The organism is Halorubrum trapanicum (assembly GCF_017873555.1).
Lineage (GTDB): Archaea > Halobacteriota > Halobacteria > Halobacteriales > Haloferacaceae > Halorubrum > Halorubrum trapanicum.
The window spans coordinates 13,234-37,238 of record NZ_JAGGKE010000020.1 but is presented as its reverse complement, the minus strand read 5'-3'; the positions used below and the strand labels follow the sequence as shown (position 1 = coordinate 37,238).

General features: G+C 71.5%; 23 protein-coding genes. 15 read left to right on the top strand and 8 right to left on the bottom strand.

Going from position 1 to position 24,005, the window contains the following annotated elements:
* Window positions 1–237: 237 nt before the first annotated feature.
* Window positions 238–1,104 (bottom strand): inositol monophosphatase family protein, encoded by an 867-nt coding sequence (locus J2744_RS15005; protein WP_210114019.1) that lies wholly within the window; start codon window positions 1,102–1,104, stop codon window positions 238–240.
* 106 nt (window positions 1,105–1,210) lie between these two features.
* Between J2744_RS15005 and J2744_RS15000 the strand changes: the two genes are divergently transcribed.
* A complete protein-coding gene (locus J2744_RS15000; RefSeq protein WP_210114018.1) occupies window positions 1,211–1,468 on the top strand; it encodes a hypothetical protein in 258 nt (85 codons plus the stop codon).
* Window positions 1,469–1,532: 64 nt separating this feature from the next.
* Here the strand turns inward: J2744_RS15000 and J2744_RS14995 are convergent, their stop codons facing one another.
* The 4 genes from J2744_RS14995 to priS are packed head-to-tail and all read right to left on the bottom strand — an operon-like array spanning window position 1,533 to window position 5,734.
* Window positions 1,533–2,783, bottom strand: coding sequence for an MBL fold metallo-hydrolase (locus tag J2744_RS14995; RefSeq protein ID WP_210114017.1), 1,251 nt, complete (start codon window positions 2,781–2,783; stop codon window positions 1,533–1,535).
* Window positions 2,784–2,808: 25 nt separating this feature from the next.
* Complete coding sequence (locus J2744_RS14990; protein WP_210114016.1) at window positions 2,809–3,504, bottom strand: DUF998 domain-containing protein; 696 nt, start codon at window positions 3,502–3,504, stop codon at window positions 2,809–2,811.
* 9 nt (window positions 3,505–3,513) lie between these two features.
* On the bottom strand, window positions 3,514–4,560 hold the full coding sequence (locus J2744_RS14985; RefSeq protein WP_210114015.1) for a hypothetical protein: 1,047 nt from the start codon (window positions 4,558–4,560) through the stop codon (window positions 3,514–3,516).
* A 10-nt stretch (window positions 4,561–4,570) separates the two neighbouring features.
* Window positions 4,571–5,734 carry a DNA primase small subunit PriS gene (gene priS / locus J2744_RS14980; protein ID WP_210114014.1) on the bottom strand — a complete coding sequence of 388 codons (1,164 nt, stop codon included), beginning with the start codon at window positions 5,732–5,734 and terminating at the stop codon, window positions 4,571–4,573.
* 211 nt (window positions 5,735–5,945) lie between these two features.
* On the opposite strand from priS, the gene J2744_RS14975 reads away from it, so the two are divergent.
* The 7 genes from J2744_RS14975 to J2744_RS14945 all read left to right on the top strand — a co-directional run bounded on the left by J2744_RS14975 (window position 5,946) and on the right by J2744_RS14945 (window position 11,389).
* Window positions 5,946–6,170, top strand: a complete 225-nt coding sequence (locus tag J2744_RS14975; protein ID WP_210114013.1) for a hypothetical protein — start codon at window positions 5,946–5,948, stop codon at window positions 6,168–6,170.
* Window positions 6,171–6,224: 54 nt separating this feature from the next.
* A complete protein-coding gene (locus J2744_RS14970) occupies window positions 6,225–6,371 on the top strand; it encodes a hypothetical protein (protein ID WP_004597248.1) in 147 nt (48 codons plus the stop codon).
* A gap of 475 nt (window positions 6,372–6,846) precedes the next feature.
* Window positions 6,847–7,122: a PadR family transcriptional regulator gene (locus tag J2744_RS14965; protein ID WP_004597247.1), complete on the top strand. Its 276-nt coding sequence runs from the start codon at window positions 6,847–6,849 to the stop codon at window positions 7,120–7,122.
* A 155-nt stretch (window positions 7,123–7,277) separates the two neighbouring features.
* Entirely contained in the window at window positions 7,278–8,597 is a 1,320-nt protein-coding gene (gene gatD, locus J2744_RS14960) for a Glu-tRNA(Gln) amidotransferase subunit GatD (protein ID WP_210114012.1), read from the top strand.
* The gene (locus J2744_RS14955) at window positions 8,594–9,679 is read left to right on the top strand and encodes a GNAT family N-acetyltransferase (RefSeq protein ID WP_210114011.1); all 1,086 of its coding nucleotides are present in this window, start codon (window positions 8,594–8,596) and stop codon (window positions 9,677–9,679) included. The genes gatD and J2744_RS14955 overlap by 4 nt, the downstream gene beginning before the upstream one ends.
* On the top strand, window positions 9,676–9,888 hold the full coding sequence (locus J2744_RS14950) for a hypothetical protein (RefSeq protein WP_210114010.1): 213 nt from the start codon (window positions 9,676–9,678) through the stop codon (window positions 9,886–9,888). Before J2744_RS14955 ends, J2744_RS14950 begins: the two co-directional genes overlap by 4 nt.
* 223 nt (window positions 9,889–10,111) lie before the next feature.
* Window positions 10,112–11,389, top strand: a complete 1,278-nt coding sequence (locus J2744_RS14945; RefSeq protein ID WP_210114009.1) for a DUF6498-containing protein — start codon at window positions 10,112–10,114, stop codon at window positions 11,387–11,389.
* On the opposite strand, the gene J2744_RS14940 is transcribed toward J2744_RS14945, so the two are convergent.
* Window positions 11,386–11,928 (bottom strand): HPP family protein, encoded by a 543-nt coding sequence (locus J2744_RS14940; RefSeq protein WP_210114008.1) that lies wholly within the window; start codon window positions 11,926–11,928, stop codon window positions 11,386–11,388. The genes J2744_RS14945 and J2744_RS14940 overlap by 4 nt on opposite strands.
* A gap of 133 nt (window positions 11,929–12,061) precedes the next feature.
* On the opposite strand from J2744_RS14940, the gene J2744_RS14935 reads away from it, so the two are divergent.
* Window positions 12,062–13,048 carry an A24 family peptidase gene (locus J2744_RS14935; RefSeq protein ID WP_210114007.1) on the top strand — a complete coding sequence of 329 codons (987 nt, stop codon included), beginning with the start codon at window positions 12,062–12,064 and terminating at the stop codon, window positions 13,046–13,048.
* Window positions 13,049–13,587: 539 nt separating this feature from the next.
* Here J2744_RS14935 and dnaG read toward each other — a convergent pair.
* Window positions 13,588–15,111, bottom strand: a complete 1,524-nt coding sequence (dnaG, locus tag J2744_RS14930; RefSeq protein WP_210114006.1) for a DNA primase DnaG — start codon at window positions 15,109–15,111, stop codon at window positions 13,588–13,590.
* A gap of 177 nt (window positions 15,112–15,288) precedes the next feature.
* Between dnaG and J2744_RS14925 the strand changes: the two genes are divergently transcribed.
* From J2744_RS14925 to J2744_RS14910, 4 genes are all read left to right on the top strand, one after another.
* Window positions 15,289–15,564 (top strand): DUF3311 domain-containing protein, encoded by a 276-nt coding sequence (locus J2744_RS14925; protein ID WP_210114005.1) that lies wholly within the window; start codon window positions 15,289–15,291, stop codon window positions 15,562–15,564.
* Entirely contained in the window at window positions 15,561–17,045 is a 1,485-nt protein-coding gene (locus tag J2744_RS14920) for a sodium:solute symporter family protein (RefSeq protein ID WP_210114004.1), read from the top strand. Before J2744_RS14925 ends, J2744_RS14920 begins: the two co-directional genes overlap by 4 nt.
* A gap of 521 nt (window positions 17,046–17,566) precedes the next feature.
* Window positions 17,567–18,436 carry a YqcI/YcgG family protein gene (locus J2744_RS14915; protein WP_210114003.1) on the top strand — a complete coding sequence of 290 codons (870 nt, stop codon included), beginning with the start codon at window positions 17,567–17,569 and terminating at the stop codon, window positions 18,434–18,436.
* Window positions 18,429–19,004 (top strand): cysteine hydrolase family protein, encoded by a 576-nt coding sequence (locus tag J2744_RS14910; protein WP_210114002.1) that lies wholly within the window; start codon window positions 18,429–18,431, stop codon window positions 19,002–19,004. The genes J2744_RS14915 and J2744_RS14910 overlap by 8 nt, the downstream gene beginning before the upstream one ends.
* Window positions 19,005–19,043: 39 nt before the next feature.
* Here J2744_RS14910 and J2744_RS14905 read toward each other — a convergent pair whose 3' ends face one another.
* On the bottom strand, window positions 19,044–20,546 hold the full coding sequence (locus tag J2744_RS14905) for an MATE family efflux transporter (RefSeq protein ID WP_210114001.1): 1,503 nt from the start codon (window positions 20,544–20,546) through the stop codon (window positions 19,044–19,046).
* Window positions 20,547–20,774: 228 nt separating this feature from the next.
* On the opposite strand from J2744_RS14905, the gene J2744_RS14900 reads away from it, so the two are divergent.
* Both J2744_RS14900 and J2744_RS14895 read left to right on the top strand, forming a co-directional pair.
* Entirely contained in the window at window positions 20,775–22,142 is a 1,368-nt protein-coding gene (locus J2744_RS14900; protein ID WP_210114000.1) for a HEAT repeat domain-containing protein, read from the top strand.
* A gap of 63 nt (window positions 22,143–22,205) precedes the next feature.
* A complete protein-coding gene (locus J2744_RS14895; RefSeq protein WP_210113999.1) occupies window positions 22,206–23,981 on the top strand; it encodes a phospholipase D-like domain-containing protein in 1,776 nt (591 codons plus the stop codon).
* The last annotated feature ends 24 nt before the right edge of the window (window positions 23,982–24,005 follow it).

The window sequence follows — 24,005 nt, the reverse complement described above, 5'->3', positions numbered from 1 at the left end:
GTCAGAACGCGAAGCGTTCTGACGACATCACGAAAGGCGCGAAGCGCCTTTCGAACGACAGCAAGCCGCGCGAGCCGTCGCGGCTGGGGCTTTGGCGGTGTTCAGCGTCGATCAGCAAGTAGTGACGTATAGCCGAGCGGCTGGGGCTTTGGCGGTGTTCCGCCCCGAGTGAGCGGTCGCTTCATCTCGCTACTCAACGACCCCGAACCGATTGAAAACCACTCCGTACTCCACGTGTCAGTCCGATTCGATCTCGTTCGCGGCCGCGAGGACCTCGTCGTGGAGGGCGCCGTTCGAGGCGACCAACCCGGTCGAGTCGTGACGCCATCGATTCCCTTCCAAGTCCGTCACGCGCCCGCCGGCCTGCCGGATGACGAAGACGCCGGCCACCGTGTCCCACGGGTTCGCGGCGACGTTCGTGATCGTCCCCTCCAGCCCGCCGTCTGCGACGGTCGGGAGCACCACCTGCGCGGCGCCGAGCCGGCGCATGTCCCCGAAGCGGGTGACGATCGCCTCGCAGGCGCGCGCGTACTCGTCGCGGGCGTCGTACGCCCACCAGATCGTCGGGTCGACGGTCGCGGCGCGGGGCTCGCTCGCGTCGCTCACGGAGATCGGCTCGCCGTTGCGGTACGCGCCCTCGGCGTCGGCGGTGTAGGTGTCGCCGAGCGCGGGCGCGACGATCGCGGCCGCGACCGGCTCGCCGTCGACGACGGCCGCGACCGCGGTGGCCCACACGCGGATGTCGCGGACGTAGTTGTGCGTGCCGTCGATGGGGTCGATAACCCACGCGGCGCCCGACTCCGACACGGTCTTGCGCTCGTCTTCCTCCTCGCCGACGACCGCGTCGTCCGGGTACGACTCGCGGATCGCCTCGATGACGGTGCGCTGGGCAGCGCGGTCGGCCTCGGTGACCACGTCGTCCTCGCCTTTCGTCTCCACGTCGATGTCGCTCCGGAAGCGCTCGTTTGCGACCGCGGCGCCCGCCTCTGCGGCGCGTCTCGCGACGGCGGCGCGCTCGGCGGCGTCGTCCGCGCGGTCCGCGACGGGGGAGGTCTCGTCGGCGCGATTGCCCGGGGCGGCGCCGCGCTCGGCTTCGTCGGTCATGCCCCCAGTCCGCGCCCCCGACGCGTATAAACGTCGGTTCGGGGACGAAATTAACTCAGTTTCGAATCCGAGTACCTTTAAGTGGGTCGCGGCCGGTGTACCGCGTATGAGACCCGAGGAAGCGGTCCGGCAGCTCGAGTACACCATCGACGCCTCGATCGACGAAATCGGCCAGCGCGCCGCCGCCGGCTACCGACCGACCTTCGAGCGCGTGGCGGAGCGCGCGGACGGGTCCGCGGTGTACGACCTCGCGGGCGAACTCTCCCAAGAGGTCGTCGACGGCTCCTGCCCCTCGCCGGCGGAGGCCAACGCCGTCGCCGAGCGCGTGCTCGACGACTGGGCGTATACCGACGGCGGGGAGTAGGTAGTTTTCGATCGTACTTTTTACGATCGCGCGAGTTGCCGCGTAAAATCGCAGTTGCTGGCCTTCACAGCTCGATCCGCTCCCCGATCTCGGGCGCGCTCGCCGCGAACCCGTCCTCACGCAGGTCTTCCGCGAACGCCTCACAGCGGTCGCCGTGGTTCACCAATACCTGCGCGTCCCGGTACGCCTCCAGGAACGACTCCAGCCCTCCGCGGTCGGCGTGCGCCGAGAAGTCGTACGACTCGACTCGCGCGCTCACCGGCTGAACCCGGCCGTTCAGCTCCAACTGTCCGCGGTCCTGAAGCTCTCGTCCCGGCGTCCCCTCCACTTGGTACCCCGTCAGCGTCACGAGGTTCGTCGGGTTCGTCCGGATCTCCGGGAGGTAGGTGTGAACGGGGCCGCCCGCGAGCATCCCCGAGGTGGTGACGATGAGCGCGTTCTCGGCGGCGATCCGCTCGCGCTGCCCGTCGCGTCCCGTGACGACGCGGGCGCGGCCGACCGCCTCGCCGAACGCCCCGGAGTCGCGCAGGAACGACGGATACTGCCGGAGCATCTCCGTCACCCCGACGCCCATCCCGTCGACGTACGGCGTGATCCCGTGCGCGGCCGCGACGAGGAGCAGCTCCTGCGTCCGACCGATCGCGAACGCGGGCGCGACGACGGTGCCGCCCTCCCAGATCGTCCGCTCGACGCGGTCGGCCCACGCCGACTCCACCGCGGCGCGGTCCTCGTGGGTCACGTCGGCGTAGGTGGACTCGCAGACCACGACGTCGGCGTCGGGCCGCGCCGTCGTCCCCGCGACCAGGCGCTGGTCGTCGGTGTGGAAGTCGCCGGAGTACAGCAGCCGCGCCTCGCCGTCGTCGACGAGGACGTGCGCGGAACCCGGAATATGCCCCGCCGAGAACAGCGTCACCTCGTAGCCGCCGCCGTCGGTTCCGCCCGCGACCGGGAAGGGGTCGCCGTAGCCGTGCCGCCGCTCGACCTCGCCAAGCCGCGCGACGTGTTCGGCGCCGAACGGACACAGCGGGCTGTTGCCGTGGAGCTTCAGCGTGTCCTCGGCGAGGGTCCGCGCGAGTTCGCCGGTCGGCGGCGTCCAGTGGACCGGCGGCCGGCGGTCGCCCTTCAGCAGCGCCGGGACCGCCCCGACGTGGTCGAGGTGCCCGTGCGAGACGACGACCGCGTCCGGCTCGGGGTCTCGCACCGGGTACCGCGGCGGGTCGGCGGTCAGGAGTCCGTAGTCCAGCAGGAGGGTGTCGTCGACGAGGAGGGCACTCCGGCCGACCTCGCGGGCGCCGCCGAGGAACTCCAGCTTCATCGACCGCCCGTAGCCGCCCGCGGCGTTAGTGTCCGTCGGTCGGATCGCCGGATCCGCTCGACCCGCTCGGGTCGTCGGGTTCACTCGACCCGCCCGACTCGCCTGCGCGAGAGCGAGCCGCTCCGCTCACCGGCGCCGGGCCGACGACCCACACCCACGCGGCGAGCATGAGCGCGCCGGGAAGCTCCGGCAGCGCGAGTCCGGTCACGGGCCACCAGCCGGCGACGAACGTCGCCCAGACGGCGACGTGAACCGGGGCGAACGCGAGCGCGACGCGGCCGGTCGCCTCCCCGCGCCTCGTCCATCCGTCGACGGCGAAAACCAGCGTAATGAGTCCGTAGAACCCGATCGCGGCGGGACCGTGGAGCGGTTCGGTGAGGTCGAAGACGCCGACGCCGGCCATCGCGATCATCGCCAGCGCGAGGAGCGCGGCTCGGAGAGACCGGCCGCCTCGCCCGAGATCCGCTGCGTAGAGAACGCCCGCCGCCCCGCCGCCGATCAACCCCCAGTTGAACGCGGGGGCGCTCCCGTCGCGGACGCCCAGGTCGGAGAGCGCGTCGGTCGTCCACGAGAAGGTCGGGTCGAGCAGGACTCCGAGGGCGATACCGCCGAGCGAAAGAACCGTCGCGGCAGCGCCAAACACGGCCGTAATACGCGTTATTCCGGGAGAATCGGATCCTCCGTCGGCGTCGGACCGATCGGCGGTCGGTGGGGGTGCCATCAGCTCCGGTCAGTCGATCCGATCGGCCGCGTCGCGCTGGACGAGCGGGTCGGCGTTCTCGACCGGGAGCGAGACCACGTCCTCGCTCGCGAGCTCGTACTCCCGCTCGTCGACGCCGAAGATGGCCCCCACGTCGCGAGTGATCCGGACGGTCGCCCGGTCGGGTGACTCCCCCGGTCCGGACTCGACGCCCGGCTCGTTGGCCGCCGCCGCTTCGGGGACCGCCCCGCCGTCCGTCGTCGCTCCGGGGTCCGGTTCCCCCTCCGCGTCGTCCGCCAGATCGGCGGCGGCGGGGGCGGCGTCGCCGAGACCGTCGGTCTCTCCGCTCTCGGCGTCGACACCGACGGCTCCGGGGGGCGCCGGATCGGGCGGTACCGGCGTCGTCCCGCCGTCGTCCTCCTCAGCTGACCCGGACGGAGGGAGTTCGTCGCCCTCGCGCGACTCCGGCGACGCGTCGGGGGACGACTCGCCGTCGTCGCCGCCCATCGCACCGGCGAGAGCGCCTGTGTCGGCGGGCGGCGACTCGGTTCGCTCCGAGCCGGTCGCCTCCGTGTCGGCGGTCGGTTGGGGTTCCTCGACCGCTGGCGTTTGGCCCGCCCCGGCCGGCTGCTCCGGTTCGTCCGAAACCGGGGATTCGTCCGAGATAGCCGGCTCGTCCGGAACGGGCGACTCGCCGGCGAGGACGTCGAGCACCTGCGACTTGTTCGCGGTGATGCGATCGACGAGGTCGTCGAACAGCCGGCGCTCCTCGGTCGTCATCCCCTCCTCGTCGACGGACATGTCGGCCGCGGCGAAGGAGGCGAGCTTGACGACCTTGCCGACCCGGCGCTCGTAGAGCGCCTCGGCGACCTCCTCGGCGGTCTCGACCTCGTCGGAGAGCCGGCGGACGTCGTCGTCCTCGAAGGGGTTGTCGACCTGCTCGGCGCGGCGGTCGCGCGCGGCGCGTAAGTCCGCGACGTACGCGCCCACGTCGTCGTAAAACGAGTCCCGCAGGTGCTGGAGGCTGTCCTTCCGCCGCTCCTTCGCCTGCGCGGACCGGAGTTCGTCGAGGTTCATTTGTCGTCGGTCATCGTTCGGGGGCTTTCCGCGCCTCGCCGCGGGCCATCAGGAACGCTCCCGCGAACTCGGGCACGGTGTTTCTACCGGATTCAACTCTGACGCGCTCGCCGTTTAATTCTACCGTCCGATCCGCGTCCGTCTCGATCCGGATCTCGCGGCCGACGAACCGGTCGGGGACCGCGTCCCGGAGGGGGTCGAAGTCGGCCAGCTCGTCGCGGTCGAGCGGCGTGACGACCAGGGCGGAGCCGCCGTGGAGCGTCCCCGGCAGCCGGATGAGCCGCCGGGTGTCGGTGGTCACCGGCTCGTCGATCGGCGCGGCCTCGGCCGCGGCGACGCGCGAGGCGAGCGCGGAGACGAGCCGGCGGACGCCCGGGCCGCCGGCCTCCACGTTGCCCTCCCGGACCGCGGTCGGGTTGTGGTCGAACGCGCCGAGGATCGTCTTCGCCCCTTTCTCACCGATCCCGTCGAACTCCATGAGCCGCTCGCGCGCGGCCTCGTCGTCCATTTCGCGGAGGTCGTCGGCGTAGTCGACCAGGGCGTCGTGGACGCGCGCGCCCCAGCCGCCCTCGGTGCGGAGGACGCGCTTCGTCGTCCCGCGGTCGGAGACGGTCCGGATCAGACCGTCGGTGTCGAGGTCGATCGCGCGCACGTAGTCGACGATCTCGCGGCGCGCGTCGCTGTCGAGATCACGGACGCTCTCGTCGCGGACGTGGACGTGGTAGCCGCGCCCGCCCGAGAAGACGACGGTCACGTCCTCGAACGCGAAGTCGTCGTCGATGAAATCGAGCAGGCGCAGGAGGGCGTCCTTACACGTCGCGAGCATCTCGGGATAGGAGGTCGAATCCGGGTCGACGTCGGGGAGGTGGTCGGCGTCCAGGTCGAAGACGAGGTCGGCGTTCCGCCACCCCTTCTGTCCCATCGTCGCGGCGCCCGGATCGTCGTAGCGCGCGGCCGAGAAGTAGGCGTGTCGGGGCGCGTTGTCGGCGAAGAACGTGTCGACGTCGCCGAGGTCGTACAGCGACTGGTGGCGGACCATCGTCGTCCCCGACCCCGGGGTCCACGGGATGTGGCCCCACTCGCGGAGGTTCGCGTCGGGCGGGAGCGACAGCGAGACCGACCGGTAGTAGTCGCCGAAGCGACCCCGGAGGTACTCGCGGGTCCGGTCGTCCATCTCTCCCTCCCTACCCGCGGTCGACGTATCAACGTTACCGTTCGCCCGCGACCGCGACGACGACATTTTAAAAAGTAAACGAGGCGGTGGCGCGTGCCGATGAGCGCCCACCGGGCGCGAGTCCTCGCGGCTGGGGCTTTGGAGGTGTTCGTCACCGATCGTCGGCAGTATTTTGTTCGACAGAATCGTTGCCGGCACACGTCTGGTCCCCATGCTCGACGACATCATCGACGTTCTGATCGGTGAGGTAGCCAAACTGGTCCCCGATATCGTGTGGGGTGCCGTATTCCTGGTGACCGGCCTTTTGACGACGATGATCGGCGTGACGATGGTACTCGGCATGACGACGCTTAACGGGTCGCCGCGTCTCGGCGGCGTACTGACCGCCGTCGGCGTGCTGCTGATAGCCGGCCCTCTCGTCGCGTGGTACCGGTAACCGCCCGGATCCCCTCGGCCACAACACTATCCGGCCGGCAGCCCTTCTCCCGGTATGCGCTCCGAAGAGGAGGTCAGAGAGCAGTACGAGTTCCTCCGCGAGCAGTTAGAGGACGAGGAGATGAACCACCGCGGCGTCGAGGAGCTGTTCACCCACTACAAGCGCGCGCTCGGCTGGGTGTTAGAAGAAGAACACATGTGAGCGACGTACGACACGTTTATGCCGTTCTACCCGCTACGTACAGGTGACGCTTCGTCTGGAGGGCCGAAGCGTCAGCGGGGACCAATCGGCAGGCCCGACGCGGCTTTTTTCCGCGTCGGGCGTGCCTTCTTCCGATACTTGACCGCCAGCGTCGCGTCTCTCCGTCCCCCGTCCGACCGAAGCACGCCGCGCTCTCCGCATCCGTGCCGACCCGAACGCGCCCGTTCTCCCCGTGCGTGCGCCCCCGTGACGACTTCGGACGCGGCCGACCCCGCGTGTCACCGAACCTGCGACACGTATCAGTCCGCAAAAACGACCTTCCGGCTGTACACATCGAATCGGTCCCGAGCGAGAGTTGCGGAGTTGACAGAACGAGTGCGTCCGTTGCGGCGAGGTACGGCCTGCGGTGTGGTCGTACGAATACTGATGTAACGGTATATTTATTTATTTTCGACAGGTATGTACGAGCAGTTGTATGTACGACCTCACAGGTTTTCAGCGCGACCTGCTCTACGTGATCGCGGGGCTCGACGAGCCGCACGGGCTGGCTATCAAAGAGGAGCTCGAAGAGTACTACGAAAAGGAGATCCACCACGGCCGCCTCTACCCGAACCTCGACACGCTCGTCGAGAAGGGACTCGTCGAGAAGGGTCAGCGCGACCGCCGTACCAACTACTACACGCTGACTCGACGGGGTCGCCGCGAAATCGAGGCGCGCACCGACTGGGAAGCCGAGTATATCGAGCACTGACCCGGCCGCTCGTCGCCCCCGTGATCGGTCGATAGCCGCCGGTCTCCGCCGCCACAGGCTCCTCCTCGCTTCGCTTTCGTCCCCGCGTTCTTTCGTCGTCCCTCTTCCCGCGTCGAACGGTTGGATTCAAGTCCGCCCCGGGGGAATCCGGTCGTATGCAACCGGGAGATCGCGTCCGCGTCGAGCGCGGGGGCGTCACCAACGAGGGCGTACTGCTCCCCTCCACGACGCGCGACCACCTCGTCGTCAAGCTCGACGGCGGGTACAACGTCGGGATCGACCGCGAGGCGGCCGACGTCGAGGTGCTCGAGTCCGGCGTCCGCGAGGTCGACCCCGCGGCCGAGACCGACGACGGCGGCGACGCCACCTCGGAGATCACCTTCGACGACGACCTGCCCACGATCTCGCTCATCTCCACCGGCGGGACCATCGCCTCCACCGTCGACTACCGGACCGGCGCGGTCACCGCCCAGTTCGACGCCGAGGACGTCCTCCGGGCCGTCCCCGAGCTCGCCGGGCGCGCGAACTACCGCGGCCGGGTCGTCGCGAACATCCTCTCGGAGAACATGGATCCGTCCATCTGGCGCGAGCTCGCCGCGGCGGTCGCCGAGGAGATCGAGTCCGGCGCCGACGGCGTCGTCGTGATGCACGGCACCGACACGATGCAGTACTCCGCGTCCGCGCTCTCCTTCATGCTCGACTCGCCGGTCCCGGTCGTGTTCACCGGGAGCCAGCGCTCCGCGGACCGCCCCTCCTCCGACAACGTGATGAATGCGGTCTGTGCGGTCGAGGCCGCGAAGGCCGACCACGCCGAGACGCTCGTGTGTATGCACGCGGCGCCCTCCGACGACGCCTGCGCGCTCCACCGCGGCACGCGCGTCCGCAAGAACCACACCTCCCGCCGCGACGCCTTCGAGACGGTCGGCGCCGCCCCGCTCGGCCTGATCGACTACGAGGCCGCCGCCGAGGCGGGCGCCGAGGGCGACGCGGCCGACGCGGCGATCGAGTGGAACCGCGAGCCGCTCGCACGCGGCGCGGCCGACGCGGACGGGGACGAGAGCGGCGCCGACGTCGACCTCGCGCTCGACCTCGACGGCGACGTCGAACTCGTCAAGTTCACGCCCGGGATGGACCCGGCCGCGTGGGAGTACCTCGACGACAAGGACGGCGTCGTGATCGAGGGGACCGGGCTCGGCCACGTCCACACCGACCTCATCCCGCGGATCGGGGAGCTGGTCGAGGGCGGTACCGTCGTCGCGATGACGAGCCAGTGTCTCGCCGGGCGGGTCTGCGACCGGGTGTACGACACCGGCCGCGACCTGCTGGACGCGGGCGTCGTCGAGGCCGGTGACACCCTTCCCGGCACCGCGAAGGTGAAGCTGATGTGGGCGCTCGCGAACCGCTCGGACCCCGACGAGGCGATGGGCCGCGACCTCGCCGGCGAACTGACCGAGGAGTCGCAGCCCTGGCGATGACCGGGCGAGGGAGCGACGCCGGCGACCCGCCGGTCGTCGTCCGCGAGGCCCGTCCCGCCGACGCCGACGCGGTCGCGGCGTTCACGCGCGACACGTGGGGCGAGCGCCACGACGACTACATCCCGCGGGTGTTTCCCGACTGGGCCGAGTCCGACGACCCCGACCGCGGCACGTTCGTCGCGACGCTGTCTCCGGAAGCCGCCGAAGCCGGCGACCTCGACGGCCGAGAACCGGGCGACACCCACGTCGAGGGCGAGGGCGACGGCGCCGCCGACCGGGGCGATCCGGAGGCGGTCGTCGGCTGTATCCAAGCCGTCTCGCTGTCGGAGTGGGAGGCGTGGGGACAGGGGATCCGCGTCGACCCCGCCGCGCGCGGCCACGGCGTCGGCACCGCGCTCTCGGAGGCCGCGCTCGACTGGTCGCGCGAGCGCGGCGCGGCCGTCTGCCGCAACATGGTGTTCTCGTGGAACGTCATGGGACTCGGTCAGTCGCGCGCGGTCGGCTTCGAACCGGAGACCGAGTTCCGGTTCGCGGAGCCGGAACCCGACGCGGACGCGCTCGACGCCGACGCGACCGACCCCGACGACGCCGCGGCCAACCCCGGCCCGACCGACTTCGACGCCCTCGACGACCCCGACCCGAACGCCGCGTGGGCGTTCTGGAGCGACAGCGACGCCCGCGACCACCTGCGCGGTCTCGCGCTCGACCCCGACGAGTCGTGGGCCTGCTCGCAGCTCACCCGCGAGCGGCTCGCGACCGCGGCCGCCGAGGGCCGGCTGATCGCGGTCGCCGGCCGGGAGGCCGTCGCCGGCTTCGCGGTCCGGACCCGCGTCACGGAGCGCGAGGTCGACGGGGAGACCACCCGCATCGCGACGTACGGCGTCGCCGCGTGGCGCGACGTCGACGCGGCGGGGGCGCTGTACGACGCGGTCGCCGCCGACGCCGCCGCGGTCGACGCCGACGAGGCCCGCGTGCTGATCCCCGAGACGGTCGAGCACGTGAGCGACACCGGGGCGAACCGCGTCCCGGTCGCGGCCGAACCCGACTTCGTAATGTGCGCGGACCTCACCGGTGACCCATGAGCCTCTTCGGCGTCTCCCTCCCGTGGTCGCTCCCGCTCACGCTCGTCATCTACGGCGTCGTCGTCGCCGCCGCGGCCTGGATCTACCGCGACGCGAGGGCGCGCGGGAGCCGTTACGCGGTCGTCTGGGGACTCTCGACGCTCGTGTTCACGATCCTCCCGGTGCTCGCGTACCTGTACCTCCACCGCGACGCCGGCCCGGCGCGCTGAAAGCCGGTCGCGTCTCGGCCGATCCGGTCGGACGTCGCGCCGACGCCGAGGACACTCGTTTGCTCCCGTCCGCTCCTGTCCGCTCTCATCTACTCCCGTCCGCTCCTGTCCGCTCTCATCTACTCCCGTCCGCTCCTGTCCGCTCTCATCTACTCCCGTCCGCTCTCATTTACTCCCCTCTGCTCCCGTCCGCTTATGTGCGACGACCCGAAACGACCCGCGGATGCCCTCCCTCCGATTTGCCGACCGGATTCGGGCGCTCGGTCGCGGCCGTCGACCGCGCGCGATCTCGGTCGCGATCGCTAACCTGCTGCCGCTCGTCGGGGTCGTCGCGCTCGGCTGGAACGCGGCCGCGCTGATGACGCTGTACTGGTTCGAACTCGGGATCGCCTCCGGCTGGGCCGTCGTCCGCGGGCTGTTCGCCGGGCGGCCGTCCGAGGTCGAACGCGAGGTGCTGATCTCCGGGCCGCTCGCGCAGCGCCGGGTCGGGCTGTCGCTCCCGCGGACCGACGTTCAGATCCGGCTCTCGTCGCTGCTCGTGCTCCCGATTGTGGTACCGATCCTCGCCGTCGTCTGGGCGTTCGTCGGGGTGCTCACGGTCGGCGTCGTCGTCGACGGGAGTCTGTCGCCGAACGCGCTCGACACCGTGACGCTCGCGATCCTCGCCGTGTTCGTCGGCGAGGGAGCGACGACGCTCGTCGAGTACTTCGGGCGCGGCGAGCATCGCGACCACAGCGCGCAGACGGCGGTCACGGGCGTGTTCGCCCGCGGTGCGGCGATCTTCCTCGGCGCGATGTTCACCGTCACCGTCCTCGGCGCGGGGACCCTGGAGGACGACGCACCGATCTCCGCGATCGACCCCGCCGCGATCGGACTCCCGCTCCTGCTCGGGATCGTCGCGGTGAAGTTCGGGTTCGACCTCGCGGGGCTGTACGGCGACCGGCTGGCGGCGTTCGACGAGTCGTCGGCGCTCGATCTGGGGTTCTCCTACGACCCGCCCCCGCCGGAGCCGGTCGACGGGTCGCTCGCGGAGCCGGTCGAGACGGTTCGCCAGCCACGGCGCTCGCGGGTCGCGGGGGCGTTGACGACCCCCCTGGATCATCCGGGGCTGTGGTACGTCACCGGCGTCTTCGCGTTCGTCGGTCTCCTGTTCGCGGTCGGCGGCGACTGGCCGACCGCCGGTACTCTCGCCGCGGTCGGGGTCGGGGTCCCGCTGGCGCTCGCCGCGCTCGATCACGAGCTCCGGTACGGACTCGTCGAGTACCGTGCCGGCGACGACGCGCTCGTCGCCCGCGACCGCCTGTTCGGCGTCGCGCTGTGGCGCGTCGAGCCGTGGGACGAGACCGGCCTGCGAGTGGAACGCGGGCGGCTCGACCGGCGGCTCGACACCGAGACGATTGTGATCGAACTCCGCGACGACGAGTACCGAATCCCGGGACTCGCCGATCCCGCCCCGATCCTCGACGTGTTCGACCGGCGGCCGGACCGGCCTGACGGTTAGATCGAACCGCCTCCCTCTCCCGCGTCGTCCCGCCCGTACAGCGGGTGCGCGTCCCCGACGAGCCGCTTGAACGCGAGGATGACGACGGCGTGGAAGGCGACGAGGACGGTCACGCTCGCGACGATGATCGCCACTTCGGACGGGGCCGAGAGGAGGCCGAGCGAGACGATGAGCGTCGTCGCGCACGCGGGCGGATGGACCGTTCCGGTCGCGATCATCGCCCAGCTGGTCGCGACGAGCGAGGCGACCGCGCTCGCGGTCAACCGGAAGCCCTCGGGAGAGAATGCGGGCGGCGTCGCCGTCAGCGCGGCGCCGTCCGCGACGAACGTCCACGCCGCCAGCCCCGCGAGTCCGCCGATCAGGTGGCTGCCGACCACGCGGACGGCGCGCTCGCGCTCGCTCCGGCGGTCGAACGCGAGGACGAACGCGGACGGGCCGAGGCTCGGGAAGACGAACGGCTGGCCGGTCGCCCACGCGACGAGGCCGAGGACGGTGAACAGCAGGCCGGCGTAGCAGCTCGTGCCGAGGCGGCGGCGCATTGCGACCGGGTCGGCGGTCGACTCACAAAGCCCCGGCGGATTGCGGATCGAGCCGCCCGGCGGACCGCAGGGCGCTATCGCTCGCGATAGCCGAACCCGAACGCCTAATTGGGCCGGTCTCCCCCGTGGGGACATGTTCGCGACGCTGCCGGACCTCCTCCGACTGCTTGTCGTCCCCGTCTTCGCGTGGGCGGCGATCCGGGACGTCCGGACCCGACGCCTTCCGAACCGGATCTGGCCGCCGCTGTACCTGTTCGGCGCGGTGCTTCTCGTCTGGGAGGCGGTCTCGCTGTGGCCGTTCGCGGGGTTCGACGGGCGAATCTTCCTCGTGCGGGCCGCGATCAGCCTGCTGTTCGTCGCGCCGCTCGGCTACGCGTTCTGGTATCTCGGCGCGTTCGGCGGCGCCGACGCCAAGGCGATGATCGCGCTCGCGGTGATATTCCCGACGTTCCCGGCCTACGAGGTCGCCGGTCTCCTCTTCCCGCTCGTCGGCACCGACCTCGGCGTGTTCTCCTTGACGATCCTCACGAACACCGTCCTGCTCGGTCTCGCCTATCCGGTCGGTCTCGCCGTTCTCAACCTCGTTCGCGGCGAGGTCTCGTCGAGCATGTTCTTCGCGCGGCCGGTCGCGACCGACTCGCTGCCCGCCCGACACGGGCGGCTGTTCGAGGACCCGGACGGACCCACCCGGGGCGGACTCGACCTCGACGCGCTCCGGATGTACCTCCGCTGGCGCGGGATCACGCTGGCGGACCTGCGGAGCGACTCGGAGGGGCTTCGCGACCCGGCCTCGGTCGACGAGACGTTCGACCCGACCGACGGGGGGACTCAGGTCGGGCCGCGGACCGATGGGGGGCGCGCAGGCGACGACGCGGCTCCGGACGGGGGGACCGCGGTCGACCCCTGGGCGGCCGAGCGCTTCCTCGACGAGATCGATCACGGCGCCTACGGCACCGACGCCGCGACGCTCCGCGACGGTCTCGACGTCGTCGCCCGCGAGGACCGCGTGCTGGTCTCGCCCGGGATGCCGTTCGTCGTCCCGATGGCCGTCGGGCTCGTCGTCTCGCTGACGTACGGCGACGCGCTGTTCGCGCTGCTCGGCGCGGTCGGACTGGTGTGAGCCGGTACTGGCGACGCGATTTATAAGGTGCGGTGGCGCGCGCCTCCGAGCGCCCGCAGGGCGCGAGGAGCGCGTGCGAGGGAGTCGCGGGGGGGGGGGGGGGGGCCCCCCCCCGGGGGGGGCGGGCGCGGGGGCGGGTGGGGGGGGGTTGGGGCCCCCGGGGGGGCTGGGGCGGGGGGGGGCCCCCCCCGCGGGGGGGGGGGGGGGGGGGGGGGGGGGGGGGGGGCGGCGGCCGCCCGCGACGAGGCTGGGGAGGCGTGAGGCTGCGGTGCCGTGCGAGGCGGGAATCGAAGGGGCAGCCGCGAGGCAGGCGCAGACGACGTAAGCACCGCAGCGAAGGAGCGAACAGCGTGAGCGACTGAGCGAGGAGCGCAGCGAGTGTGCGCCTGCCTCGCGGCTGGGGCTTCGGTGGTGCTCGTGTCGATCAGTTATTTATAAGAATCACTGTCGTACAGCCGAGCGGCTGGGGCTTCAGCGGTGTTCGTCGCCGATCCGCGGTCAACTACTTATAAACGAAAGACGCCGACCGCCTCATATCGTCAGCTCCCGGCGCGGAGGTCCGCCGCCGTCAGCACCCGGGTCCCGACCGGGCGCTTCACGAACTCGCCGAGGTCGCGGCCGACCAGGTCGCCGACGCCGCGCTGTGCGGCCACGTCGAGCAGCCGCTGGTCGACGGTCCCGTCGACGACGACCGCTTCCGGCGCGGTCTCGGCGCTCTCAACCGCGTCGAACGCGTCCGCGGCGTCGACTTCGTCGAGGACGTCGAGCTCGTCGCCGAGGAGCCGCGCGCGCCCGGTCCCCCCGTCGACGACCTCGCTGACGTGCGCCGCCATCGACCGCGGTTCGTCGGAGTCGTCGTCGGTCTCGTCGGTCTCCGATTCCTCGACCGGCTCGGCCGAACTCTCGACCGGCTCGGCGTCCGATTCGTCCACCGGATCCGCGTCGAGACCGTCGTTCGTCGCCGAGTCGGGTTCGTCGGCGTCGGTCGCCGGTTCGGGGTCGTCGGCGACCGAATCGAGGTCCTCGTCGGTCTCCGTCGGTTCGGGGTCCGCCGGCTCGGCCGGTTCGCTCGCTGGCTCGGCCGGTTCGTCCGCCGACTCACCGCTCGGCGATTCAGTCGAACGGGTCGACGGTCCGGCCGAGTCGTCCCCGGGGGAATCGCCCGGCACCGCCCCGCCGTCGCCGACGCGGGCGACCGACCCGGGGTCGTCGCCGTCGGGGACCTCCTCGTCGCTGGCGGCCGCCCGGAGGTCGGCGGCGTCCGCGAGGCTGGCGTACGGGACCTTCCCGCGGAGCGCCTCGAAGAGGGCGTCGCGGTCGAGGTCCTCGACGGACTCGCCGGGCGGCGCGAACGCGACGTAGTCGACCTCGCCCACCTGCGCGAGTTCGCGGAGGATCAGCTCGCCGCCGCGGTCGCCGTCGAGGAACGCGGTGACGGTCCGGTCGGCGGTCAGGTCGGCGACCGCCTCGGGGACGTTCGTCCCCTCGACCGCGACGGCGTTTTTGATCCCGCAGTCGAGCAGCGTCAACACGTCCGCACGCCCCTCGACGACGATGACGGCGTCGGAGTCGCCGACCCGCGGGCCGGCGGGGAGTCCCTCGTAGTCGACGATGCCCTCGACGCGGGCGGCGTCGCGGACCTCGTCTAACACGTCGCTGCTCGCGAGGCTCGTCTCCTCGAAGCCGCCGGCGATCAGCTCCTTGGCGCGCTCGACGACCTCGCGGCGCTTGGCCGCCCGCACGTCCTCGATGCTCGTCACCTCAACGGAGGCGTGACAGGGACCGATGCGGTCGATGGTCTCCAGCGCGGCCGCCAGGATGGCGGTCTCGACCTTGTCCAGACTGGACGCGACGGTGACCTCGCCGAACGACTGGCCGTTCTCGGACTCGACGGCGACGTCGATCCGGCCGACGCGCGAGGACTCCTGGAGGTCGCGGAGGTCCAGCTCGTCGCCGAGCAACCCCTCCGTCTGGCCGAACACCGCCCCCACGACGTCGCTCCGCTCGACGACGCCGTCGGCCGCGATGGTGGCGTGAATCAGGTATTTTTCTGTGTCTTTCATGATGGGTGAATGGTGATATCGGGCGGGAGAAGCCGCCCGTGTTACGTTTCGTCCCTCGCGGAAAATAGCTATCGCCACGCCCCTCCGGCGACGGTTATTGAAGAAAATTTCTCTCCAACACCCACTTTCAAACTCATCCAATAGTTCTTAGTGTTTATAGAAGTAGTGTCGTCTCACATGACGCGCTTACGGAGCGATCTCGTGTGGATACCGACGTTCGCAATACTCGTCGCGTTCGCGGTGCCGTGGCCGCTGTGGGGCGTCGACCGCGTCGTCGCGGGGCTGCCGGTGTGGATCTGGTGGCACGTGGCGTGGCTGGGGCTGTGCGCGGCCCTGTTCGCGCTGTTCGTCCGGAGCGGCGCGTGGGAGCGCGGGATGGGGCGGCGGCCCGCGGCCGGGTCCGTTGACCGGACCGTAAACGGGGCCGTCGACCGCGGGGGTGACCGCCCGTGACGCTCGGTCTCTCGCTCGGCGTCGTCGTCGGCTACCTCGTCGTCGCGCTCGCGCTCGGGCTGGTCGCGTACCGCGTCTCGGAGACGACGGCGGAGGACTACTACCTCGCGAGCCGGTCTATCGGGACGCTCGTCCTGTTATTCACCACGTTCGCGACGCTGCTGTCCGCGTTCACCTTCTTCGGCGGGCCGAACCTCGCGTACGCCGCCGGTCCCGAGTGGCTGATCGTGATGGGAACCCTCGACGGCGTGCTGTTCGCCGTGCTGTGGTACGTGATCGGCTACAAGCAGTGGCTGATCGGCGCCCGCAACAGCTACGTGACGCTCGGCGAGATGCTCGGCGACCGGTTCGGCTCGGTCGGCCTGCGCGCGCTGGTCGCGGGCGTGAGCCTCCTGTGGCTGTTCCCGTACGTGATGCTCCAGCAGATGGGCGCCGGCGAGGCGCTCGTCGGACTCACCGACGGCGCGGTGCCCTACTGGGGCGGCGCGGCGCTCATCACGGGGTTCATGATCCTCTACGTCGCCGTCGCGGGCCTCCGCGGCGTGGCGTGGACGGACACGCTCCAGGGGCTGTTCATGCTCTCCATCGTCTGGGTCGCCGCGGCGTGGGTCGTCTCGGCGCTCGGCGGCGTCGGCGCCGCGACCGAGGGGATGCTGGCGGCCAGACCCGAGTTCGGGAGCTTCGGCGGCGGGGCGTACACGCCCGGATTCATCGTCTCCTCGGCGGTCACCATCGCGTTCGGGGTGACGATGTTCCCGCAGATCAACCAGCGGTTCTTCGTCGCGAAGTCGGCCGCGACGCTGAAGCGGTCGTTCGCGCTGTGGCCCGTGCTGGTACTGCTCTTGTTCCTCCCCGCGTTCATGCTCGGCGCGTGGGCGGCCGGCACGCCGGTCACGGTGCCCGAGGACGCCAACGTGCTGCCGGTCGTGCTCGGCGAGTACACCCCGGCGTGGTTCACGGCGCTCGTCGTCGCGGGCGCGATGGCCGCGATGATGTCCTCGTCGGACTCGATGCTGCTGTCGGGGTCGTCGTACTTCACCCGGGACCTGTACCGCCCGCTGGTCGACGCGGACGCCTCCGAGCGGCGCGAGGCGTGGATCGCGCGGATCGGCGTGGCGGCGTTCGCGACGCTGGCGTTCGTCGCGAGCCTCTTCCGGCCGGGAACGCTGATCGAGGTCGGCGACACCGCGTTCTCCGGGTTCGCGCTGCTCGCGTTCCCCGTGATCTGCGCGCTCTACTGGCCGCGGACGACGCGGACGGGGATGGTCGTCGGCGTCGCGGTCCCGCAGGCGACGTACCTGCTCGTGGTGCTCTCGTCGGTGCTGCCGGTCGTCCCGACGCTGCCGCGGACTGTCCTCGGCGGTTGGGACGTGGCGCTCGGGCTGATGGTCCTGTCCGGCGCGCTCACCCTGGGCGTGTCGCTTTTCACCGCGCCGACCGAGGAGAGCGACGCGTCGCGATTCGCGGTGGTAAGCGACTGATCGCATCTGCGTCGGGGCGTCACCGTCCCGTGGTTCGTGTCTCCTCGTCGGCGGATTGCTAGCGAACACCGCCAAAGCCCCAGTCGCTCGCTTATAAATAGCTGATCGCGAATCGGCGGCGAACACCGCCAAAGCCCCAGTCGCGAGGGCGCCGTACGCTCGCTGCGCTCCTCACTCGGTCGCTCCGCTCCCTCGCTGCGGTGCTTGCTTCGCCTACGGCGCCCTCGCGACTGCCCCTTTGAATCCCACTCCGCACAGCACAGCCCCGCGCCTCACACCTCCCCAGCCTCGTCGGCCTCCCTCCGCTTCGCTCCGGTCGGCCGACTCCAGCGAGAATCGAAGATTCTCTGGCAGCCGGCGCTACGCGCCGGCGACCTCGCACGCGCTTCTCGCGGCCGCCGAGGGCGGCCGCTCGAAGGCGCGCGCCACCGCACTAGTCTGATTGAAATAGCGCCGCCAAGCCGTTCTCATCGCGCCGGATCCGGCGAAAGCCAAAAGACCGTCTCTCCCCCACAACGCGTATGAACGAGGCCGGGACCGAGGGCGTGCTATTGGACCAAGAGACGCTCCACGGTCGGCTCGACGACGCGTCGCCGTGGCTTCAGGAGCACTACCGCACCTTCCGCGAGTCGATGCTGGGCGAGCGCGACGGGTCGCCGTTCCCCTGCTACTTCGGCATCGAGGTCGAGCGCGAGGGGGACCTCCTGTACGCGGCCTGCGAGTCGACCACGGACCCCGCCGCGCTGTTGCGACTACGAGACGTCCTCTTGGAGTATCTCGACACCTATCCCGACCACGCCGACCGCGCGCCCCTCGCGGTGTTCTTCAAGCCCCCGGCAGGCGATCCGGGCGAGGCGCACTACCACGAGCGGCTCTGGCACGTCCTGGAGTTTCTCCACGTCCACGACCCGTCTCCGTGGCCCGACGACATCCCGACCGACCCGGACACGCCGCGCTGGGAGTTCTGCTTCGGCGGCGAGGCGCTGTTCCCGACCTCGCGCGCCCCCTTCTACGACGAGCGGAAGAGCCGGTACTCGCCGGTCGGCTTAGAGATCACCTTCCAGCCCCGCGCCGTCTTCGAGGGGATCACGGCCGACACCGAGGCGGGCGAGCGCGCCCGCGAGACGATCCGCGACCGGATGGGCGACTACGACGGGGTCTGCCCCCACGCCGACCTCGGCGACTGGGGCGCCGAGGGCGACCGCGAGTGGAGGCAGTACCTGTTCCGCGAGGACGACGACGCCAGCCCGGACGAGTGCCCCCTCGACCCGACCCGCGACCACCCGAAGGCGCCCGAGTCCCTGCTCGAACCCGGCGCGTGGCGGCGGTTCGCGGGCGACGACGCGGGCGATCTCGACGCCTCCGTCACCGCGGGACCGGGCGATGACTGACGGCGCCGAGGCCGCCGACGAGCGTGGCGATCCCGTCCTCCTCCTCGTCGACTTCCAGACCGGCTTCGACGAACCGGGGTGGGGCGAGCGCAACAACCCCGACGCCGAGGCGGCCGCGGCCGCGCTCCTCGACCGCTGGCGCGAGGCGGGTCGCCCCGTCGCGCACGTCCGGCACGCCTCGACGGAGCCGGACTCCCCGCTCCGTCCCGACGCCCCCGGCTTCGCGTGGAAGCCGGAGACGGCGCCCGTCGACGGGGAGCCGACCTTCGAGAAGTCGGTCAACGGCGCGTTCCTCGACTCCGGACTCGACGAGTGGCTCCGCGACGCGGGCCACGAGTCGCTCGTCGTCTGCGGACTCACCACCGACCACTGCGTCTCGACGACGACGCGCGAGGCCGAAAACCGCGGCTACGACGTCCGCGTCGTCGCCGACGCGACCGCGACGCACGCCCGCGAGGCGCCCGACGGCGAGCGGATCGACCCGGAGACCTCCCACCGCGTCGCGCTCGCGCACCTGAACGGCGAGTTCGCGACCGTGGTCGAGAGCGACGACCCGCTCGCGGACTGACGGAATCCCGACCCGCTCGCGGCGCCGGTTCGGCCGCCCTCAGTCGTCGTCGGCCGCTTCCGCGACGGTCTCACCTTCGCTTCCGCCTTCTCCACCGCTTCCGCCCTCTCCACCGCTCGCGCGCTCGGCGGCGTTCGCGAACATCCCGCGACGGGTCGTGTACAGGAAGTAGCCGCCGAGTCCGACGAAGCCGACGACGTTCGAGACGGCGACCGCCCAGAAGACGGCCTCGACGCCCCAGCCCAGTCCGGGCGTCACGGCGACGCCGAACGCGCTGACCGTCGTCACGACCGGGACGGCCGCGACCGCGATCGGGAACCGGATCGCCCAGTACTTGACCAGGTCGGCGACGAAGGAGGTGCGGGTCCGGGAGGCGCCGTTGAACCCGGCCAAGAGGGTGTACGTGCCGCCGAGCGCCCAGTAGGAGGCGCCGAGTATCCGGAGGTACGTGGCCGCGAGGTCTCGTCCCGTCGCGGTGAGGTCGGGCGCGAGCAGGTCCGCGATCCCGCCGGCGAACAGGAACTGGACCGCGCCGAGCGCGAGGAACCCGACGACGACCATCCCGGTGCCGACGGTCGTCGTCCGACGAGCGCGCGCGGGGGCGTTGGCGCCGAGGTTCTGTCCGATCATCGACTGGGCCGCCTGCTGCATCCCGAGCGCCGGGACGATCGCGAGCGTCGCGACCCGCGCGCCGACCGTGTACGCCGCGACGCCCGCCGAGCCGCCGGCGATCGCGACGAGACCGACGACGAGCACTCGCACCAGCTCGCTCACGCCGCGCTGGCCGCCGAGCGGGAGACCCACGGAGACGACCTCGCGGACGGTCGCGAGATCGAGCGCGAACGCCTCGCGGGTGAGTCGGAAGGTGTCGCGCCCGATCCCGGCGGCGTACGCGAGGATCCACAGGAGACCGGCGACGCCCGCGAGCGCGGTGCCGAGCGCGGCGCCGGCCACCCCCAGCTCCGGGACCGGACCGACCCCGAAGATGAGGACCGGCGCGGCGACGAGGTTGACGAGGACGCTGACGAGGCTCACGTGGAACACCGCGCGGGTGTCGCCGTACGCCGTGAAGCAGTTCTCGACGGTGTCGCCGACGGCCCCGACCGGGAGGACGGCGATCACGATCGCGAGGTACGTCGCCGTCGCGCCGGCGAGCGCGGGGTCGGCACCGAGCAGCGCGGCGACCTCCTCGGCGTAGACGACCACGGGGATCGCGACCGCCGCCGTGACCGCGAGCGCGACGAGCGCGCCGTTGACCGCGACGCGACGCGCGCGCGACTCGTCCTCGCCGCCGGCGTACTGCGCGACGAGGATCTGCGTGCCCACCGCGCCGATCACCACCGTCGCGCCGAGCAGCGACTGGATCGGGAGACTGAGACCGACGGCGGCGACCGCGTCCTCGCCGACCCGCCCGAGCCAGAACGTGTCGATCAGCGCGTTGGCGACGTACACGACGTTCTGCGCGACGAGCGGTGCGGCGAGGACGAGCAGCACTCGTCCGACCGGCCCGTCGGTTATCTCCCCGCGGTCGACGTCCAGCATCGAATCGTTCCGGTATTAGAAGGAGATAATAAAAGTGTGCTGGTCGTGAACACGACTCTCTGCCCGCGTTGTCGGTAACTCCTCGCGTCGACCCGACGTCGACGGCGTTGGATCGGGTCGCCGCAACCGGACGCACCGCGCCGAGCGCGGTCACTCTCGTCCGCTCGGGGGTCGACGACGCTCGCGAAGGGAAACCTCTTAATGGACTACACACGGAGTTCGTGGTGTATGAGCAACGGCGACGACGACCCGGCCGACGCCTCCGACGAGGCCGACGCCGCGGACGACGGCGGGGACGCCGGCGAGTCGACGGAGACTGCCGCCCCGACGCTCCCCGAAGACCCGACCGAGGAGTCCCTGAACGAGTACCTCGACGAGATCGCCGACCGCCTCGACGACGCCGAGACGGAGGCCGACCTCGACGACGTCGAGGCGCTGCTGGACGACGCCGAGACCGGCATCGAGGAGGCGGACCTCCCCGAGCCGGACGAGGACGACGAGGAGGCCGACGACCCCCGCGGCGACCTCGAGGACCGCGTCGCGGAGCTCCGCGACGACGTCGAAGACGCCCGCGGTCCCTACGGCGAAGACGTGGTCGCGGCGATCGAGAGCGCCGCCGGGACGGTCGAGGACACCGAGTGGACCGAGGACGGTCACGACGCCGTCGCCGCCGCGGTCGCGTCGTTCGTCGACGCGGCCGCCGAGACGGTCGAGGTCGACGCCGGTCCCGACGGCGACGACGTCGCGGACCTCGTCGCGGCGCTCGACGCCGTCGCCGCCGCGGTCGCCGACGCCGACCTCGACGCGGACGACGACGCCGACGACATCGCCGCGCTGCTGGCGGCGACCGACGAGCTGGAGACCGGACTCGACGACGCTGAGGAGTGGGATGACCTCGAAACGCACGAGCAGCTCCGCGCGCAGGAGTACTACGACGTGCTGGGCCACTACAAGGACTACCCGGTCGAGTGGGCCGCGCTGAAGGAACACGAGGCGCAGGGCAACGTCGACATGATCCTGCTCGCGCTCGACTCGCTGCAGTCCGAGTTCATGGAACGCCACTGCCTCGAGGCGTTCGAGCGGATGGGCAAGCGCGGCAAGACCGAGGCGTCCGTCGAGGAGATCCTCGGCCGCGCCGAGAAGCGCGACCGCCCCGCGATCCGGATCCTCGGGAAGATGGCGGCCGCGGAGGCGACCGACACCCTCGTCGAGTACGTCCCGGAGGACTCGAACCCGCAGCTCCAGAAGGCCGTCTTCAAGGCGCTCGGCGAAATCGGCGCGAGCGAGGCCGTCCAACCGCTTGCGAACCAGCTCGACCCCGACGGCGACACCGAAGACCTGGTCCGCCCGCACGCCGCCCGCGCCCTCGGACTGATCGGCGACGCCCGCGCCGTCGACCCCCTCGCCGACGCGCTCGACGCCGACCCCTCCGACGACGTCCGCGCGGCCGCCGGCTGGGCGCTCCGCCAGATCGGCACCCGCGAAGCGCTCGAAGCGGCCGCCGAACACGCCGACGAACACTCCTTCATCGTCTCGACCGAGGGCGAGAAGGCGCGGCGCGCGCTCGACGAGACCGAGCCGGCGGCGACGGCCTGACTCGGTTCCGGCCGACCGCCCGCGCCGCGAACGCTTTTATCCGATACCGGAGCCACGCGCTCCGTGTCACTCCGTCGTCCGAAAGGCCCGTCTCGCGTCGCGACGCTCGTCTTCCTCGTCGCCGCTGCGAGTGTCGTCCTCTGTCCTCCGACGGCGGCGGTCCCTCTCGACGGGGTCGGGTCGCCGTCGACTAACGCCTCCGACGCGGCTCGCGAGCCCCGAATCGTCGAGCTGTACCCGAACCCGACGACCGAGGAGAACCGCGGCGAGTACCTCGTCGTCTCCCTGCCGGAGCGCGGGAACTGGTCGCTCTCCGACGGCTACTACGACGCCCGGATCCCGGCGAACGCGAGCGGCAGGGTGGCGTTATCGATGGCGCCCAACCGGACCGCGTCGATCCTCGACGGCTTCGCGAGCGACGCCGAACCGACGGTCACCGAGGCGACCGACACGCCGGCGGTTCGGCGCCTGACCGACCACTTCCCGCTGTCCGCCTCCGGCGACCGGATCGAACTCCGCCGGAACGGAAGCGCGGTCGACACCGTCGCCTACGACCGCGCCCGCGAGGGGTACCGCTGGCGCGCCGCGTGGGGCGAGTGGCGGCCGCGAGGGTACCACCCCCGCTCCCCGGAGCCGACCGCGGACGCCGCCGTGACGCCGTTCGTCCTCCCCGACAGTCCGGGAGTCCCGGTCGAGCCGCTCCGGACCGCGGACGAGCGGCTGTTCCTCGCCGGCTACACGCTGACCTCGGAGCGGGTCGCCGACGCGCTCGTCGCGGCCGCCGACCGCGGGGTGCGCGTCCGCGTGCTGCTGGAGGGGTCGCCGGTCGGCGGGTTCTCGACCCGGAGCGCGCGGCTGCTCGACCGGCTAACGGCCGCCGGCGTCGAGGTCCGGATCCTCGACGGGGAAGTCGAACGCTTTCGGTTCCACCACCCCAAGTACGCGGTCGCGGACGACCGCGCCGTCGTCCTCACGGAGAACTGGAAGCGGTCCGGCACCGGCGGGCGGAGCAACCGCGGCTGGGGCGTGGTCGTCAAGGGCGATTCCGGTGTTGAGAGTGATTCCGGTGTCGAGGGCGATTCCGGTGTCGAGGGCGACGCCAGCACCGAGAACGGGGTCGCTCCCGAGCGCGACGCGACCGTCGCCGGCGACTTGGCCGCGCTGTTTTCCGCCGACTTCGAGGCGCGCGACGCGCGGTCGTGGCGCGAGTTCCGCGCCGACACCGAGTTCCACGACGGCGGGCGCGCGAACGGCTCGTACCCGACGCGGTTCGAGGCGCCGGCGGAGCCGGCGGCGGCGAACGTGACCGTCCTGACCGCGCCCGGCAACGCCGCCGACCGGATCGTCGCGCGGATCGACGCCGCCGACGAGCGGGTGCTCGCCGTCGTGCCGCGCGTCGGCGGTCCCGACGACCGGATCGTCCGCGCGCTCCGGCGCGCGGCCGACCGCGGCGTCGACGTCCACCTGCTGCTCTCCGACGCGTGGTACGACCGGGAGGCGAACCGGAACCTCTCGGAGTCGCTCGCGGACGAGCCGATCGCTGTCGACCTCGCCGAGCCGCGCGGCCGCTTCGGGAAGGTCCACGCGAAGGGACTCGTCGTCGACGACGCGGCGGTCGTCGGGAGCCTCAACTGGAACCCGAGCGCGGCGACGACCAACCGCGAGGTGCTGCTCGCGGTCGAGAACGAGTCGGTGGCGGACTTCTACGCCCGCGCGTACGCGGCCGACTGGCGCGGCGGCGGCGTCCACCTTCCGGTCACGCTCGTCGCCGGGTTCGGCGTCGCGCTCGCGGGGGCCGGCGCCGTGGCTCGGCGAGAGATCGCGTTCGCTGAAAACTGACTCCGTTCGGGGTTCGCCTCCGTA